Below are 15,371 nucleotides of genomic sequence, written 5' to 3' on the forward strand. Positions count from 1 at the left end.
GCGCCCCCCGCCCCGGATCAATCAAGCGCTGACAGGCGTTTGATCAGGCTCGATGTATCCCAGCGCCCGCCGCCCATGCGTTGCACGTCCTTGTAGAACTGATCAACAAGGGCTGTCACAGGCAGGCTCGCACCGGTTTCATTCGCCGCATCCAGCACGATGCCTAAATCCTTACGCATCCAGTCCACCGCAAAGCCGTGGTCAAACTGGTCCGCCAACATGGTTTCATAGCGGTTCGCCATCTGCCAGCTGCCCGCCGCGCCCTGGCTGATCACCTCGACCACAGCCGCACCATCAAGACCGGCTTTCTGGGCGAAATGCAGCGATTCCGCCAAACCCTGCACCAACCCCGCAATAGCAATCTGGTTGCACATCTTGGTCAGCTGGCCAGCGCCGCTTTCGCCCAGCCGTTTGCAGATTTTCGCGTAAACGTCGATCACGGGTGCGGCGCGTGCGTAAGCCTCTGCTTCGCCACCGCACATCACCGATAGGGCGCCATTTTCCGCGCCCGCCTGCCCGCCTGATATGGGCGCATCCACGAAACTGATCCCGGCCTGCGCCGCCACCCCGTGCAAGTCGCGTGTCACCTGCGCCGACACGGTCGTGTGATCCACAAACACCGTGCCCGCAGCCATGCCGCCAAAGGCACCCGCGTCCCCCAGACAGACACCGCGCAGATCGTCGTCATTGCCCACGCAGGCCATCACGAAATCAGCACCCTTTGCGGCCATCGCAGGCGTTTGCGCCAGCGCACCACCATGCTGCGCGACCCAAAGCTCGGCCTTGGCCGCCGTGCGATTGTAAACCGTCACATCGTGGCCCGCGGCCTGCAAATGCCCCGCCATCGGAAAGCCCATGACACCCAATCCAAGGAAACCAATTCTTGCCATCTCTTGCCCTCTCGCGTGGTTTGTGGAAATCAGACCATGATACCGACACCACGGCCACGTCAACTCATAAGGACAACCGGCTTATGGCGCTTTTGTTTCGCTGGCTTTTGCGGCTTGCCACGGCCCTGATCGTTCTGGTCGTGGCGGTGTTTGCGCTTGCATATTATTTCGCTTCGCGCTCGCTGCCCGATTACGAAGGCACCTTTGCCGTCAGCGGTATCACAGCGCCTGTGGAAATCGTGCGCGACCACGCCAATGTGCCGCATATTTTCGGGGAATCCGATGGTGATGTGTTCTTTGCCCTTGGCTATGCTCATGCCCAAGACCGGTTGTGGCAAATGACCATGTTGCGCCGCACCGCACAGGGGCGTTTGTCGGAACTGTTTGGCGAGCGCACGTTGCGCATCGACACACTGCTGCGCCGCCTAGATCTTTACGGGGCCGCGCGCGCGTCCGTGGCCGCGCAGGATGCCCCGACCACTGCCGCACTTGAAGCATACGCCGCCGGTGTCAACGCCTGGCTGGCCGAAGTCAACAGCGGTGCGCGCGGGCGCGGCGCGCCGGAAATGTGGATGTTCAACCACGCGGTCGCGCCGTGGCAGCCCGCTGACAGTATCGCCGTTGTGAAGCTCATGGCGCTGCAATTGTCGGGGCATCTTGAGGACGAAGTGCTGCGCGCGCGCACCTCGCTTGTGCTGGGGGATGAACGGATCAACGATATCCTGCCCGACGCGCCCGGAGCGCCCACCGCCGCCCTGCCCGCCTATGCCAGCCTGATCGAGGGCGCGCCACGTTACGCGCAAAACATGCGCATGCCCTTTGATCCGCTCTCGCCCGTGCGCCCGCGTGAACTGGCAGGGGCATCCAACGCCTGGGCCGCGGGTATCAGCCGGTCGGCCACCGGATCGACACTGTTGGCCAACGATCCCCACCTTGGGCTGACCGCCCCGACGATCTGGTATCTGGCGCGCCTTGAACTTGAATCGGGCGGTGTCATTGGCGGCACGATCCCCGGTGTGCCCGTGGTGATGATCGGGCGCAGTTCCGATCTTGGCTGGGGGCTGACATCGTCCTATCTGGATGATCAGGACGTGTTCATCGAAGAAGTAAACGCCCAAAACGCCAACCAGTATCGCACCGCCGATGGCTGGGCCGATTTCGAGACCCGCGACAGTATCATCAGCGTGCGCGACAGCGCCGCTGTCACGATCCAGTTGCAATGGACCGGCAACGGCCCCGTGATCCCGCCCGACCAGTTTGATCTGGGCACGATCCGCCCGCCCGGCCATGTGACCACCCTGGCCTGGACCGCCCTGTCACGCGAAGACACATCGGTGTCGGCCGCGATGGACCTGATGCGCGCGCGCAATGTCCGTCAGGCGATTGCCGCCACGGCGGGCTATATCGCGCCCTCGCAGGTGCTGACCATGGCCGATCGCAACGGCATCGCCATGAAGCTGATCGGTGCCATGCCCGCCCGCGATCCGGCCCATCAATCCCAAGGTCGCCTGCCCACCTATGGCTATATCCCGACCAACCAGTGGCAGGGCCTCCTGCCCTATACCGACAACCCTGAATTCGTGAACCCCGAGGGCGGGATCGTCGGCAATACCAACAACAAGATCGTTGATCGCCCCTTTCCAAACCACGTGTCCTTTGAATGGGGCGATACCCAGCGGATCAACCGCTGGCGCCGTCTGATGCAGGTCCGCGAGGTGCATACCCGTGAAAGCTTTATCGAGGCCCAGCTTGATACCGTCAGCTATACCGCCCGCGCGCTGCTGCCGCTTGTGGGGGCCGATCTGTGGTTCACCGGCGAGGCCGCGCCCGAAGGCACCCCCGAACACCAGCGCCAGCTTGCCCTGCAACTGCTGAGCGAATGGAACGGCGAGATGAACGAACATCTGCCCGAACCGCTGATCTATGCCGCCTGGATGCGCGCCTTGCAGGATCGCCTGATCCGCGACGAGTTGGGCGGGCTGTCGCGCGAGTTTACCCATGTTGATCCGGTGTTCATCGAACGGGTTTACCGCGATGTGGGCGGTGCCGCGCGCTGGTGTGACGTGCTGCAATCCGCACCTGTGGAAACCTGCACTGATCTTGCCCGTCTTGCGCTTGATGATGCGCTGTTGTGGATTGCGCAAAATCACGGCAGCGCGCTGGAAAGCCTGCGCTGGGGCGATGCCCATCAGGCGACCCATGACCACCCTGTTTTGGGCGAGGCTGCGGTGCTCAATTGGTTCGTGAACATCCGCCAATCCACCAGTGGTGGCGACAATACCCTGCAACGGGGCCGCACATCTGGCGTTGATCCGTTTCCGTTCCAGAATGTCCACGCGGCGGGCTATCGCGGGGTTTATGACTTTGCCGATCCCGACAGTTCGGTCTTTGTCACGGCCACGGGGCAATCGGGCCACCCGCTGTCACGCTACTATGACGATCTGGGCGATCTTTGGCGGCGCGGCGAATATATCCCCATGTCGCTTGATCCCGCCCTTGCGCGCGCGGCGGCAGTGGGCGTCACGGTGCTGGAACCGGACGCGCAATGATCCTAGCGCCGGTCGCGCCGTTTCTTGTGGAACCGGTCGCGGTCGCGCCGTGACCATGTGACATCAACCTGCCAGCCTTCGGGATTTTCGCGGCTGGCATCCACCACGCCCATTTCGTGCAGGAACGCGTGCGAGGCCGCATCGTCCCAGCCGATTTGCAGCATTTCGTGGGTTTTCGGGTCGGTCGTTTCGGCCAGCACATGATCCAGCAGATCGGCGACACCTTCACCTGTCACGGCGGAGGTGACATGTTTGCCAGTGCGTTTGGCCGTGACGCGCAGCGCTTCGGCCTCGTCTTCGGGCAGGTTGTCGATCTTGTTCCAGACCTCGATCTGGGGCGTGTCCTTGGACACTCCCAGCACGCCCAAAATGGTGACGACCTCGGCCCATTGATCCTGACTTTGCGGATGGCTGATATCGCGCACATGCAGGATCACATCCGCCTCCAGCACTTCTTCCAATGTGGCACGGAAGGCGGCGACAAGTTCGGTGGGCAGATCGCTGACGAACCCGACCGTGTCGGAAAAGATGACCGTCTCGCCGGTGGGAAATTCAATCTTGCGCATGGTCGGGTCAAGCGTGGCGAACAGCATGTCTTTGACGAAAACATCCGCGCCCGTCATCTTGTTGAACAAGGTCGATTTGCCCGCGTTGGTATAACCGACCAAGGCCACGGTCGGAAACGGCACCTTGGCACGGCCCGCGCGGTGCAGGGCGCGGGTTTTCTGCACCTTGGCTAGCTGGGCCTTCAGGCGGTTCAACTGCGTATCAATCGCGCGCCTGTCAGCCTCGATCTGGGTTTCGCCGGGACCACCGACAAAGCCCAATCCGCCGCGCTGGCGTTCAAGGTGGGTCCAGGCCCGCACAAGGCGGGTGCGCTGATAGGTGAGTGCGGCCATTTCAACCTGCAACACACCTTCCTTGGTGCGCGCGCGGTCGCTGAAGATTTCAAGGATCAATCCGGTGCGGTCCAGCAGCTTGACGCCCCATTCCTTCTCCAGATTGCGCTGCTGCACGGGTGTCACGGGACCGTCGATCAGGACAAGCCCTGCCTCGGCGTCATGAATGCGCTGTTTCAGCTCGGCGATCTTGCCCTTGCCGAACAGCATGCCGGGATGCAGTTTCGGCAAGCGCACGATTTCCGCGCCGACCACGTCAAGATCAGGCAGGGCATCGCCAAGGGCCACAGCCTCGGCCAGCGCGGGCTCTGCGCTTTGCTTTGATCCGGCTACCTTGAGTTCGGGGTGCAGGACATAGGCCCGCATGGCGGACCGTTCATCGGACATTGCTAGCCTTCTTCGCCATCATATAGGCTGATCGGCTGGGCCGGCATGATGGTGCTGATCGCGCTTTTATAGACAAGCTGGCTTTGGCCATCGCGGCGCAGCAGCACGCAAAAACTGTCAAACCAGGTGATCACACCTTGCAGTTTCACGCCGTTGATCAGGAAGATTGTAACGGGAACCTTCACCTTGCGCACATGATTGAGGAACGCATCCTGTAGGTTCTGTTTGTCTGAGGCCATTGCCTAACCCTTCTATTCTTGCGGCCGCGGACCGGCCATTCCCATCCGCCCAATTATGTCGCGCCCCGCGCCGAGATTAAAGAGGAAAAATAACGCCGCTAACGGCGCCAGAATTCGGGGTTCAACAGGGCGATGATCGCCAGCGCCTCAAGGCGCCCGACAACCATTGCCGCTGCCAGCACGTATTTGGCAAAAGCGGTCAGGCCCGCATAGGAAATCGGGGCTTCGGCCCCCACATCGGCCAGCGGACCGGTCGTGGATAATGCCGCCACGGCCAGCACCATCGCCGTTTCAAATTGCACACCCGTCAGGGACAGCAAAACCATCACGGCGGCAATGGACATGGAAAACAGCATGAAAAAGATCCATGCGATATAGGCGCCCTGCTTGCGGATACGGCGCGCATCGGCCCCAGCCCCGCCCACGGAATTGGGATGCACCAGCCGTTCAAGTTCGCGTTCCGAATGCTTGTAAAGCGCATAGACCCGCAGCAGTTTCACACCGCCCGCCGTGGTGGCCACGCCGCCACCGATCATCGACAGACCCACAAGGATCAACCCCGGTGTTTGCAGGCCCGACCAGTTCGCAGCGCCCAGCCAACTGGCGGATTCGAAACCCGTGGTGGTCAGGAATGACATCACCGTAAAGATACTGCCCCACAGGGCGCGCAAGCCCGATTGTATTTCACCAATGCCGGTGCTGGCTTCGGTCGCGCCGATCCAGTGACGCAAGAACAGTAAGGCGGGCAAGATCACGATCAAGGTCATGCCAAGCCGGAATTCGGGGTCATGAAATACATTCTGGCGATCTTCGCCCATCAGCCCGCGCCCGAAGGTCAACCGCGACAGGGCAAACAGCATGAACAAAAAGATCAGCACTTCGCCGCCAATGCCCGCACCGCTGTAAAACAGCCCGCCCACCGGTGATATCCCCGAGGTCGCCATGACCGACATCGCATGGCACAGCGCCACAAACGGCACCTCGCCCAGGATCGTCAGACCCAGCCAAAGCACAACCGTCAGCGCGGCGTAAAGCGGCACCAGCCGAGCGGCAAAACGGGTCAGGCGCTCGGAGGGGTCGGCGATCCGCGCGATCTGGCGAAAGTCGGTGGGCCCCTGCCCCGCGGTTGCCGTGGCGCGCACCTCGAACCCGCCAAGGTTCATCGGCGCCAGGATCGACGCCGCCGCGACCCAGATCAGCAAACCGCCCATCCAGCCCACCATCGCGCGCCACAGATGCAGCGGACGGGTCAGCACACGCGGATTGTCAAACAAAGTCGCGCCCGTGGTCGTGAAACTGGACACCATTTCAAACCAGGCATCGCGGAATGTCAGAGTGTTGACGGCCTCGTAGAATGGCACGGCCAGCATGACCGGCAAGACGGAAAACGCGGTGAGCAAGGCCACAAGCTGGCTGCGGGCAATGCTGGCGGGGCGATAATGCTGGGTTGCAATCGCCAGCAGGACCGACAGCAGGGTAAACAGGATCGCACTGTAAAGGAACGCGCGCGCGCCCGCAAAATCATCCAGCGAAAAAGCATAAAACGCAGGCACCATCATGGCCAAAGCCGCAATGCCCATCATCAGAACGATAAAGGGAAATTCGGTCAGCCGCAGTGCCATCAGAAAAAGTCGATCGAGACCTGCAACAGGCGCTCGACCTCGCTCACGTCGTCAGCCATGCAGAAAATCGCGATGACATCGCCTTCTTCGATGCGCAATGCGGCGGTGGGTTTGACCAGTTTGTCACCTTTCAGGACCGCGCCGACCAGCACGCCTTCGGGGAAATCAATGTCGCGGATGCGCTGGCCGGAAATGGGTGATGTGGACAGCACCTGCGCCTCGATCACCTCGGCTTCGGCGTCTCCGATGGAATAGACGCCCCGCACGCGCCCGTGGCGGATATGGCGCAAGATGCTGCTGACGGTCGTGGCGCGCGGGTTGATATAGGCGTCGATATTGAGCGGGCCCATCAGCGGCACAAGGCTGGGATCATTGGTCAGGCAAATGGCCATCGGACAGCCCAGCCCCTTGGCGCGCACGGCGGCCAGCAGATTGGTCTTGTCGTCATCCGTGACGGCCAGCACGGCGTCCGCACCGGCGATATTGGCCTCGGTCAACAGGTTCACATCCAAACCGTCACCATTCAAAACGATCGTGCGCTCAAGGGCATCGGCCGCGTCCTCGGCGATGCGGCGGTTCTTTTCGATCACCCGCACGCGGACACGGTCGGTGCGCTGCTCCAGCGCGCGCGCAACCGCCAGCCCCACATTGCCGCCACCGATAATGACGATCCGTTCCTGCTTTTCGTTGGTTTTGCCGAAAATTTCGAGGGTGCGGGTCATGTCAGCCGTGCGGGTAAACAGGTAAACCTCATCACCGGCGAAAATCTGATCTCCCGCACCGGGCGCAAACAGCGTGCCGTCCCGGCGGATGCCGACAACGATGGCATCAAGGGTGGAAAACAGATCGGTCAACTGGCGCAGGGGCGTGTTGATCACCGGACAATCGGGCGCGATATTGATCCCCAAAAGCTGCGCTTTGCCGTCAAGGAAACTCTCGGTGTCAAAGGCGGCGGGGGCCGACAGACGCTGCAAGGCAGCCTCGGCCACTTCTTTTTCGGGTGAGATGACCACATCAATCGGCAGGTGATCGCGGCGATACAGATCGGAATAGATCGCATCAAGATAGCTTTGCGCCCGCAGCCGTGCGATCTTGCGCTGGATGGCAAAGACCGAATGGGCCACCTGACAGGTCACCATGTTCACTTCGTCACTATGGGTCGCGGCGATGATCATATCGGCATCGCGCGCACCGGCGCGTTCCAGAATGTCGGGATAGCTGGCATGGCCCGCAACACCCTGCACATCCAGCGTATCGGTGGCGCGGCGCACCAGATCGGGGTTGTGGTCTACGACCGTGACGTCGTTGCGCTCGCCCGACAAATGGCGCGCGATCTGCCAGCCGACCTGACCCGCGCCGCAAATGATAACCTTCATGTCAGCCCCTCATGTGCTTGGCCTGTGGTGCCTGATCGTGCGGGCACGGTCAATCGCCTGCATCCTGCGTGGCTTCTTCGATATGGGCGACCCGTGCACCGGCCTTGTTCGAGGTCACGACCCCCAGCGATTTCAACTTGCGGTGCAGCGCGCTGCGCTCCATCCCGACAAAGCTGGCGGTGCGGCTGATATTGCCACCAAAACGGTTGATCTGGGTCAGCAGATATTCGCGCTCGAACAATTCGCGCGCCTCGCGCAGGGGCAGTGTCGCAAGACCGCCCGACAGCAACACACGGTCTTCGCCACTGCTGGGTTCCTCGTTGCTGGGCAGTTCCTTGGCAGTGATCTCGTCGGTATTTTCTCCAAGGATAAGAACACGTTCCACGACGTTCTTCAGCTGGCGCACATTACCGGGCCACAACATCGTTTGCAGCAAGGCACGCGCGTCATCCGCCAGTTTGCGCAGCGGAAGGCCCTGCACCTTGTTGAATACGCCGATGAAATGTTCGGCCAACATCGGGATATCCTCGCGCCGTTCTTCCAGACTTGGCACATGGATCGGCACAACGTTCAGGCGGTGATACAGCTCCTGACGGAAGTTTCCTGCTTCAATTTCGGCGTTCAAATCCTTGTTTGTGCTGGAAATAACTCGCAAATCAACCTGCACTTTTCCGGTGCCGCCGACCCGCTGGAATTGCTGGTCCACCAGCACCCGCAGGATTTTCGACTGGGTGCCAAGGGGCATATCCGCGACTTCGTCAAAGTAAACGACCCCGCCGTTGCCTTCCTCAAGCATGCCCTTTTCAACACCGCGTTCCGGGCTTTCGCGCCCGAACAGCACTTCTTCCATGCGGTCCGGTTCAATCGAGGCCGAACTGACCGTCACAAACGGCGCCGCGGCGCGGTTGGAATTGGCGTGGATATAGCGCGCCGCGATTTCCTTGCCTGCCCCCGCCGGCCCCGTCAGCATGACGCGGCCATTGGATTTCGTGACCTTGTCCAGCTGGGACTTCAAGGTGCGGAACGCCGCACTGTCGCCCAGCATATCCGCCCCTGCGCTATCGCCACGTTTCAGTTGCAGGTTCTCGCGGCGCAGGCGTGATGTTTCCATCGCGCGGCGGATCACAACCATCAACTGGTCGATATTAAAGGGTTTTTCGATGAAATCATACGCACCCTGCTTGATCGCCGCGACCGCGATTTCAATATTGCCGTGGCCGGAAATGATCACGATCGGGATATCGGGATGATCGCGTTTCACCGATTTCAGGATGTCGATCCCGTCCATCTGGCTATCCTTGAGCCAGATATCCAGGATCATCAGCGCCGGTGCGTCCTTGGCAATTTCCGACATGCATTGATCAGAGTTCGCGGCCAGTCGCGTGGTAAACCCTTCGTCCTTGAGAATATCCGAAATCAGCTCGCGGATATCGCGTTCGTCGTCGGTTATCAGGATATCGCCCATTTTGGTCCTCATGCGGTTTCTTGGTGTGGCAGGGCGGCGGCGGTCAGGACCGGAAGGTCAATCACTGCCATCGCCCCGCGATGGTTGGATGCGTCAAAAGCGTCTGCATCCTGCAATTGCAGGGTGCCGCCGTGTTCTTCGATAATCTTTTTCACGATGGGCAGGCCAAGGCCGGTGCCCTTTTCGCGGGTTGTCACATAGGGTTCAAACAACCGCGCGCGGTCTTCGGGCAGGCCAATGCCGTTGTCGCTGATGGTGATCTGCGCGCCCTGTGGCGTCACCTTCATCGCGACGCGCACCTGCGGCTTGTAACCCTTTGGAACGCCGTTTTCTTGCAAGGTTTCAGTGGCTTCGCCCGCGTTCTTGATCAAGTTCGTCAGGGCCTGACTGATCATCGTGCTATCCAGATCAGCCATCACCGGACGATCCGGCAAATCGGATGTGATTTTGACATCGGGCTGGCCCGATTGCTGCAACAGGACCGCATCCCGCACAAGTGCAGCCAGATCATGGGTCATGCGTTCGGGTTCCGGCATCCGCGCGAATTTGGAAAACTCGTCAACAATGCGCCGTAAGTCATTGGTTTGGCGGATAATTACGTCTGTCATCTGCGCCAGCGCTTCGTGATCATCGCCCACAAGGTCTGCAAACTTGCGCTTGATGCGTTCCGCACTAAGCTGGATTGGCGTGAGCGGGTTCTTGATCTCGTGGGCAATGCGGCGCGCCACGTCCCCCCATGCGGCCATGCGCTGCGCGCTGACCAGATCGGTCACATCGTCAAAGGCCACAACATAGCCTTCCAGTGTGCCATCATCGCGCCGCCGCGGGGCCATCCGCACCAGCAGGCTTTCCTGTTGCCCGCCGCGCACCAGATTGACCTGTTCCTGCACCGCATCGCGTTCGCCTGCGCGCATCCGTTCAAACAGCGGCGCAAATTCGGGCACGGCCACGGCAATTGCCACATCTTCCTGATCCTGCGCCATATCCAGCAACCGCCCGCCCGACCGGTTCACAAAGGCGACCGTGCCATCGGCATCAAGCCCGACAACACCCGACGACACCGACGAAAGCACGGAATCAAACAGGCGGCGGCGGCGTTCGATCTGGCGCGTGTTGTCCAGCAGTTCCTCGCGCTGGCCCTTCAACTGCGTGGTCATCTGGTTGAAATACTGGCCCAGCTGCGCGATTTCATCGTCACCGGTTTCTTCGGGGACACGCACGTCCAGATCGCCACCACCAACGCGCTGGGATGCCCCCACAAGCCGGCCAATCGGGCGCGACAGGCGTTCAGCAAACCAAATCCCCAGCCAGATCGCGGCCAGGATCAGGATCACCGCAAAACCCAGGTAAATCAAGCCAAACTCAAACAAGAGCCGCCCACGATCGGATTCAAGCTGTTCATAAAGCGCCACGGTTTCCTGCGTTTCATCCAGCAGCGATAGCACCGATCCATCGACCTCGCGGGTCACGAAAAGATAGCGATCGACAAAAGCTTCAAGCGGGATCAGCGCGCGAAACTCGTTGTTGTCCCAGTCCTCGATGATGACGACACCATCCGCGGTGGCCTGCGCGATCTGCTCGGCTGTGGGCTGTTCAAAGCCAAACTCATAGGACCGCGCACCGCGCGCCTTGATCTCGCCCGCGCCGTCGATCACGAACACTTCGGTCAGGGTGCGTTCAATCTGCGGCTGGACCGCGCCCAGCACCTGGCGCACTTCGCCATCGCTCATGAAAAAGGTCTTGAGCCGTTCCGTGTTCAGGAACCCTGCAAGACCCAAGCCATCGCGGCGCAATTCCTGACGGTGTTCTTCTTCATAGGCTTCGGCGGCCGACAGGGAATTGCCGACAACGTTGCGCACCCTTTCGCTGAACCAGCCTTCAAGCCCCACATTGATCGACAGCACCGCAAAAACGGCGACCAGAACTGTAGGGATCAATGCCAGCAACGCGAACACGCCTGTGAGGCGCAAATGCAAGCGCGACCCCGCCGACCGCGCGCGCCGCGCCATGATCAGCCCGATCACCCGCTGCAGGACCAATGCGGCAATCACCAGAATATAGACAAGATCGGCCAGCAGGATCAGCCGCAGTGACGGGGCCGTTGCGGTCTGGTCCAGCGGTCCCAGAATCGTGATCGTCAGCCCCGCCAGGATCGGCCCCAACAGCACCAGCCCCAATGTCATGGCGTTTTGCACAGGTCGTTTGCGCCGCCAGCGACTGAACCTTGCCAAATTGATGCCCAGAAGGGACCGTTGCACCTGCACGCCCTTTGATGTGGGGCCGTTGCCCCGTTACCGCTATGTGCGGTCCTAACCGCTACAGACTGTGTCTGCGGCAGGCTGGCCACGCTTATGTTGCGGTTTTACATCAATTTACGCCGCCGTGTCACGCGCATATCGAGTTCGGTGATCTTCTTTCGCAAGGTATTGCGGTTTATGCCCAGAAGATCAGCACATTTCGCCTGATTTCCACCTGTCGCATCCAGGGCGATTTCGATCATCGGCGCCTCGACCTCGCGTAGAATCCGCTGATAAAGGCCCGGCGGCGGCAAGGCACCGCCATGCAGATCGAAATACCGCCGCAGGTGTTTGGCAACACTGGCCGACAGTTTGTCGCCCTCGCCTGCCGCCCCGCGCATCGGCTCCGTTGCTGGCTGGTTGCCCAGCACCGCTTCGATTTCGCCCAGGGTGATCTCGTCTTCGGTCGCGGTGGCCACAAGCCGGCGAATCGCATTCTCCAACTGGCGCACATTGCCCGGCCAGCTGTAGTTGCGCGCCAGATCAATGGCGCCGGGTGCAAGGCGGCGCAGCGATCCGCCATCGCGTTCCGCGCGCAGCAGAAAGTGATCGGCCAGCAGCGGAATATCGTCGACACGTTCGCGCAGGGACGGCACGGAAATCGTCACACCGCCAATGCGATAGAACAGATCCTCGCGAAAGCCGCCCTCCTCCATCCGCGTGGTCAGATCGACCTGTGATGTGGCCATGATCCGCGGCGCGTTGTCGCCCAGGGTGTCCAGCATCCGCACGATCCGCGCCTGCGCCGTATCCGCAAGATCGGCGATTTCATCAAACACCAGCGTGCCGCCCTTGGCGCGCGCCAACAGCGACGATGGGCCGTCCATCCCTTGCAGATCCGCAGCACTTGCCACCACGAAGGGCAGCGACCGGCGATCGGAAAAATCATGCACCGCGCGCGCGATCAGGCTTTTGCCCGTGCCGCTTTCGCCGGTGATCAGCACCGGCAGGGCCGTGTTCATCACCCGCGCCACCAGCCGATACAGCGCCTGCATTGTCGGGGTGCGCCCGACCAGCGGCAATTCGTCGTTGGCGGCGTGTGCATCGGGGCGCGCAGGTGCGGCGCGGCGTTTCACCTCGAGCGCGCGGGCCGAGCGTTTCATCAGATCGGGCAGATCAAAGGGCTTGGGCAGGTAATCATAGGCCTCGGCCTCGGCGGCCTGAATGGCCGTCATGATGTTGTTTTGCGCCGAAATCACGATCACGGGCAGGCCGGGGCGTGCAGCGCTGATCTTAGGCAGCTGTTCCAGCCCGTTGCCATCGGGCATGACCACATCGGAAATCACCAGATCGCCTTTGCCTTCCTCGACCCAGCGCATCAGCGTCACCAGCGACGACGTGGCGTGCACCTTGCATCCGGCCCGCGTCAGTGCCTGCGTCAATACCGTGCGGATCGTGCGATCATCGTCAGCAACAAGAACGGTTCCATCCATCAGTTTTCTCCGGTGGTTTGCGTGGCAACAGGCAGGGATATGCGAAACACGGTCCGCCCCGGCGTCGATTCAACGCCGATCCAGCCGCCCACGTCCGAGATCAGCTTTGACACCAGCGCAAGGCCCAGGCCTGTGCCGTTTTCGCGCCCCGACACGAAAGGTTCAAAGATATGCGGGGCCAGATCAGGCGGCAGGCCGGGCCCATCGTCAATCACTTCGATTTGCAGCGGCAGGCGGGCAATCGTGCCATCCGCGCGCCGCACCCGCAACGAGGGTTCGTAATAGCTGCGCAGGCGGATCACGCCGCCGTCCTTGCAGGCTTGCGATGCGTTCTTCAATAGGTTCAGCAGCACCTGCAACAGCTGATCCCCGTCCGCCAGCGTGTGCGGCAGCGACGGATCATAATCCTCGACCAGCAGCATATGCGCACCAAAGCCCACCGAGGCGGACTGGCGCGCGCGGTCCAGCACATCGTGGATATTCACCGATTGCAGCATGGGCGGGCGCAGGTTGCCGAACTGTTCGACCTGTTCCAGCAGTTTGACCACGCGGCGCGATTCCTCGACGATCAGATCGGTCAGTTCCTGATCTGCGCTGCTCAGATTCATCGACAGCAGTTGTGCCGCCCCCGTGATCCCCGCCAGCGGGTTCTTGATTTCATGGGCCAGCATTTCCGCCATTCCGATCGCCGATTTCGCGGCCTTGGTGGATTGCGCGTGCTGCGTGATCCGGTCGGCAATTTCACGCGGCGAAATCATCATCAGCATGTAGCCGTCACTGCCCTGCAACGGCGCAAACTGGATGTTGCAATGCATCGGTGCGCGTTCGCCGCTGCCCACATCCACGTCATTGACCGACAGGATCGTGCCGCGATCGCGGGCGCGGGCATAGGCATCCTCGAGGGGGGCATCAATCATCACCTTGTCCCAGACCAGCGCACCCAGCAGGGATTTGGAGGACAGGTTCAGAAAATTTTCGGCCGCCGGATTGCTGTCGCTGATCGTGTCATCGGGGGCCAGCAGCAATGTCGGCACGGGCAGCGAATACCACAGGGGTGTGTCAATCTTCATGCGGCCACCGCATCGGCCAGCATGGCGTGCACCTGGGACGGATCGGTGCAGGTCAGGACACGTTTGCGCAGGGCGGGCGGCGTCCCTGCCCCGTCCATATACCAGCCCAGATGTTTGCGCGCGACACGCCCGCCAAGGGTGGCTCCATAAAACGACAGCATCGCATCATAGTGCCCCGCGACCATATCAACGCGCGCTTGGCCTTGTGGAATATCGGGTGGCGGCGTGCCACATAGCGCGTTCGCAACCTGCGCCAGCGCCCAAGGCCGCCCTTGCGCCCCCCGCCCGATCATCACGCCCTGCGCGCCGGATTGATCAAGCGCCGTTTGCGCATCATCGGCATCCTGAATGTCGCCATTTGCGATCACCGGAATATCCACCGCGTCCACCACGGCGCGGATAGCGGCCCAGTCGGCGCTGCCTTTATAAAACTGGCAGCGGGTGCGCCCGTGGATCGTGATCAGGCGGATGCCCGCACTTTCGGCGCGCCGCGCCAGTTCGGGCGCATTGCGCAAATCGTCATCCCAGCCAAGACGGGTTTTCAGCGTCACGGGGATGTCGACGGCACCGACCACGGCGTCGATCAACGTCAGCGCATGATCCAGATCGCGCAGCAGGGCCGAACCGGAATAGCCGTTTGTGACCTTTTTCGCGGGGCAGCCCATGTTGATGTCGATCATGCGCGCGCCGTTGCCTGCCACGACGCGGGCGGCCTCGGCCATCCAATGCGCATCGCGCCCTGCCAGTTGCACTGCGGTGTTGGCCTGATCGAAACCCAGTTCGGCGCGTTCGCGGACGCCGGGTTTCGCCTGCACCATTTCCTGACTGGCGACCATTTCACTAACAACCCAGCCCGCACCAAAGCTGGCAACCAGTTGGCGAAACGGTAGATCGGTGATGCCGGCAAGCGGCGCAAGCGCAATCGCGGGGGCCAGCGCCATGCTGTCCAGCCGGATATCTTGCGGTTTTGCCTGCGCTTTGACCATGTGCTTAATCCTTGTGCATCCCTGATCTACGCGGCAAAAGCGAAATGCACAATGAAATGGCGCGATAAAACGACGGCGAAACAAGAACTGCCTAAAATTTGGGCAGATACATCGCCTACTTTCCCTTGTTGCCTTCGCTGGTTACAAAAGGCGCGAAC

General features: G+C 61.3%; 11 protein-coding genes. 1 reads left to right on the forward strand and 10 read right to left on the reverse strand.

The genetic code is table 11. The annotated features are described in order from the left end of the window. Positions 1 to 17 precede the first annotated feature (17 nt). Positions 18 to 890, reverse strand: coding sequence for an NAD(P)-dependent oxidoreductase (locus tag SJY21_RS02150; RefSeq protein WP_377505527.1), 873 nt, complete (start codon positions 888 to 890; stop codon positions 18 to 20). An 83-nt stretch (positions 891 to 973) separates the two neighbouring features. Here SJY21_RS02150 and SJY21_RS02155 point away from each other — a divergent pair, with 83 nt between their 5' ends. Beyond that, positions 974 to 3,439, forward strand: coding sequence for a penicillin acylase family protein (locus SJY21_RS02155; RefSeq protein WP_377505530.1), 2,466 nt, complete (start codon positions 974 to 976; stop codon positions 3,437 to 3,439). A 2-nt stretch (positions 3,440 to 3,441) separates the two neighbouring features. Here SJY21_RS02155 and hflX read toward each other — a convergent pair whose 3' ends face one another. From hflX to dusB, 9 genes are all read right to left on the reverse strand, one after another. Beyond that, positions 3,442 to 4,725, reverse strand: a complete 1,284-nt coding sequence (gene hflX, locus SJY21_RS02160; protein ID WP_377505533.1) for a GTPase HflX — start codon at positions 4,723 to 4,725, stop codon at positions 3,442 to 3,444. Positions 4,726 to 4,727: 2 nt separating this feature from the next. Continuing rightward, positions 4,728 to 4,964 (reverse strand): RNA chaperone Hfq, encoded by a 237-nt coding sequence (gene hfq / locus SJY21_RS02165; RefSeq protein WP_148055407.1) that lies wholly within the window; start codon positions 4,962 to 4,964, stop codon positions 4,728 to 4,730. Between the two features lie 98 nt (positions 4,965 to 5,062). Continuing rightward, the gene (locus SJY21_RS02170; RefSeq protein ID WP_377505538.1) at positions 5,063 to 6,586 is read right to left on the reverse strand and encodes a TrkH family potassium uptake protein; all 1,524 of its coding nucleotides are present in this window, start codon (positions 6,584 to 6,586) and stop codon (positions 5,063 to 5,065) included. Further along, entirely contained in the window at positions 6,586 to 7,962 is a 1,377-nt protein-coding gene (gene trkA / locus SJY21_RS02175) for a Trk system potassium transporter TrkA (RefSeq protein WP_377505541.1), read from the reverse strand. Before trkA ends, SJY21_RS02170 begins: the two co-directional genes overlap by 1 nt. 49 nt (positions 7,963 to 8,011) lie before the next feature. Then, positions 8,012 to 9,427 carry a sigma-54-dependent transcriptional regulator gene (locus SJY21_RS02180; protein ID WP_377513112.1) on the reverse strand — a complete coding sequence of 472 codons (1,416 nt, stop codon included), beginning with the start codon at positions 9,425 to 9,427 and terminating at the stop codon, positions 8,012 to 8,014. 8 nt (positions 9,428 to 9,435) lie between these two features. Then, positions 9,436 to 11,610 carry an ATP-binding protein gene (locus tag SJY21_RS02185; RefSeq protein ID WP_377513114.1) on the reverse strand — a complete coding sequence of 725 codons (2,175 nt, stop codon included), beginning with the start codon at positions 11,608 to 11,610 and terminating at the stop codon, positions 9,436 to 9,438. A gap of 179 nt (positions 11,611 to 11,789) precedes the next feature. Continuing rightward, positions 11,790 to 13,157 carry a response regulator gene (locus SJY21_RS02190; RefSeq protein ID WP_377505544.1) on the reverse strand — a complete coding sequence of 456 codons (1,368 nt, stop codon included), beginning with the start codon at positions 13,155 to 13,157 and terminating at the stop codon, positions 11,790 to 11,792. Then, the gene (locus tag SJY21_RS02195; RefSeq protein WP_377505547.1) at positions 13,157 to 14,227 is read right to left on the reverse strand and encodes a nitrogen regulation protein NR(II); all 1,071 of its coding nucleotides are present in this window, start codon (positions 14,225 to 14,227) and stop codon (positions 13,157 to 13,159) included. The genes SJY21_RS02190 and SJY21_RS02195 overlap by 1 nt, the downstream gene beginning before the upstream one ends. Then, positions 14,224 to 15,213, reverse strand: coding sequence for a tRNA dihydrouridine synthase DusB (gene dusB / locus SJY21_RS02200; RefSeq protein ID WP_377505550.1), 990 nt, complete (start codon positions 15,211 to 15,213; stop codon positions 14,224 to 14,226). Before dusB ends, SJY21_RS02195 begins: the two co-directional genes overlap by 4 nt. Positions 15,214 to 15,371 lie beyond the last annotated feature (158 nt).

The sequence above is a fragment of the Octadecabacter sp. R77987 genome, assembly GCF_042466115.1.
Classification (GTDB): domain Bacteria; phylum Pseudomonadota; class Alphaproteobacteria; order Rhodobacterales; family Rhodobacteraceae; genus SW4.

Excerpts from the sequence above, each read along its gene's own strand:
- SJY21_RS02150 (WP_377505527.1), bottom strand. The coding sequence starts at position 890 with ATGGCAAGAATTGGTTTCCTTGGATTGGGTGTCATGGGCTTTCCGATG.
- SJY21_RS02155 (WP_377505530.1), top strand. The coding sequence starts at position 974 with ATGGCGCTTTTGTTTCGCTGGCTTTTGCGGCTTGCCACGGCCCTGATC.
- hflX (WP_377505533.1), bottom strand. The coding sequence starts at position 4,725 with ATGTCCGATGAACGGTCCGCCATGCGGGCCTATGTCCTGCACCCCGAA.
- hfq (WP_148055407.1), bottom strand. The coding sequence starts at position 4,964 with ATGGCCTCAGACAAACAGAACCTACAGGATGCGTTCCTCAATCATGTG.
- SJY21_RS02170 (WP_377505538.1), bottom strand. The coding sequence starts at position 6,586 with ATGGCACTGCGGCTGACCGAATTTCCCTTTATCGTTCTGATGATGGGC.
- trkA (WP_377505541.1), bottom strand. The coding sequence starts at position 7,962 with ATGAAGGTTATCATTTGCGGCGCGGGTCAGGTCGGCTGGCAGATCGCG.
- SJY21_RS02180 (WP_377513112.1), bottom strand. The coding sequence starts at position 9,427 with ATGGGCGATATCCTGATAACCGACGACGAACGCGATATCCGCGAGCTG.
- SJY21_RS02185 (WP_377513114.1), bottom strand. The coding sequence starts at position 11,610 with ATGACATTGGGGCTGGTGCTGTTGGGGCCGATCCTGGCGGGGCTGACG.
- SJY21_RS02190 (WP_377505544.1), bottom strand. The coding sequence starts at position 13,157 with ATGGATGGAACCGTTCTTGTTGCTGACGATGATCGCACGATCCGCACG.
- SJY21_RS02195 (WP_377505547.1), bottom strand. The coding sequence starts at position 14,227 with ATGAAGATTGACACACCCCTGTGGTATTCGCTGCCCGTGCCGACATTG.
- dusB (WP_377505550.1), bottom strand. The coding sequence starts at position 15,213 with ATGGTCAAAGCGCAGGCAAAACCGCAAGATATCCGGCTGGACAGCATG.